This window comes from Mycobacterium sp. E1715, assembly GCF_001667625.1.
In the GTDB taxonomy this organism is placed as follows: domain Bacteria; phylum Actinomycetota; class Actinomycetes; order Mycobacteriales; family Mycobacteriaceae; genus Mycobacterium.
Genome location: NZ_LZJJ01000393.1, coordinates 1 through 953, shown reverse-complemented (window position 1 = coordinate 953; position 953 = coordinate 1). Strand labels below are relative to the sequence as shown.

Below are 953 nucleotides of genomic sequence, written 5' to 3'. Positions count from 1 at the left end.
TCCTACGACCTCGGGAAGTAGTGCCCGGTGCTGCTGTCGGTGCACGTCATGCCCGACGGCTCGCTGTCGCAGGTGATCGTGCCCGCGGACTGGGTCTGGCCGTAGTCGAGGGTCGGCTCGCCGGCGAAGCGCAGGGTGTCGCCGGCTTGCAGCGTCGGCAGCCCGGCTCCGCGGGTGGTGTCCGTGTGGCAGGCCATCGCCGGCGAGCTGCCCTGCACGATGTCGACTTGGTCGCCGAAGGCCCCCATGCAGGACTGCGGGCGGGGCGGCATCACGTAGGTGGGGTCGATGACGCCGCAGGACGCGCGGGGCGCATCTCCACCGAAAGCCGCCATCACGCAGGTGACGTCGCCCGAGGGCGACTGGAAGTGGTAGAGCGGGTCCGCGTGCGCCGGGCCCACCGCGGTCGCGGCCGCCAGGAGCGGAACCGCGGCGACCATTGATGCCTTCATGATGACGTTGTAATCCTTTTGGGCGGCCAGGTGAAGGCCCCCGCGCAAACTCATTTCGGGATTATCGGTCCGGTCCACCGGCGCACAGGCTTACGCTCAGCAAATGATGAGGACCCTCGCTGTCGCCGCCGCGACGGTCGCGGCCGCCACCGTGATGCCGGCGACCGCGCACGCGGACACCCAGAACTTTCAATCGCCGTCCGGCAACATCTACTGCGTCCTGGGCGGCTTCGGTGTGGCGTGCGACATCAGCGACTTCGACTACCAGCCACCGCCGCCACCGGAGTGCGGCAAGCATCTCGCCTGGGGCAACCGCTTCGTGTTGAACCTGGGCGAGCCGGCCGCCATCCACTGCCACGGCGACACCCTGCGCTTCGCCGGCGAGCCGACCCTCGACTACGGCCAGACCCAGTCCGCGGGCACGATCACCTGCGACAGCGAGCCGTCGGGCATGACGTGCACCGACAGCAGCACCGGGCACTACTTCCGGGTGTCGCGGGA

Annotated in this window: 2 protein-coding genes; one reads left to right on the top strand and one right to left on the bottom strand. The window is 69.5% G+C overall.

The genetic code is table 11. The features are described 5' to 3' along the window. Window positions 1–2 precede the first annotated feature (2 nt). The gene (locus tag A9X03_RS19300) at window positions 3–506 is read right to left on the bottom strand and encodes a hypothetical protein (protein WP_156746606.1); all 504 of its coding nucleotides are present in this window, start codon (window positions 504–506) and stop codon (window positions 3–5) included. A gap of 52 nt (window positions 507–558) precedes the next feature. On the opposite strand from A9X03_RS19300, the gene A9X03_RS19295 reads away from it, so the two are divergent. Beyond that, window positions 559–953, top strand: a 395-nt coding sequence (locus tag A9X03_RS19295) for a DUF6636 domain-containing protein (protein WP_156736165.1), incomplete at its 3' end; no start/stop codon positions are given.

Bases quoted from the DNA above. Each gene is read 5' to 3' on its own strand.
- A9X03_RS19300 (WP_156746606.1), bottom strand. From the start codon at position 506: ATGAGTTTGCGCGGGGGCCTTCACCTGGCCGCCCAAAAGGATTACAAC.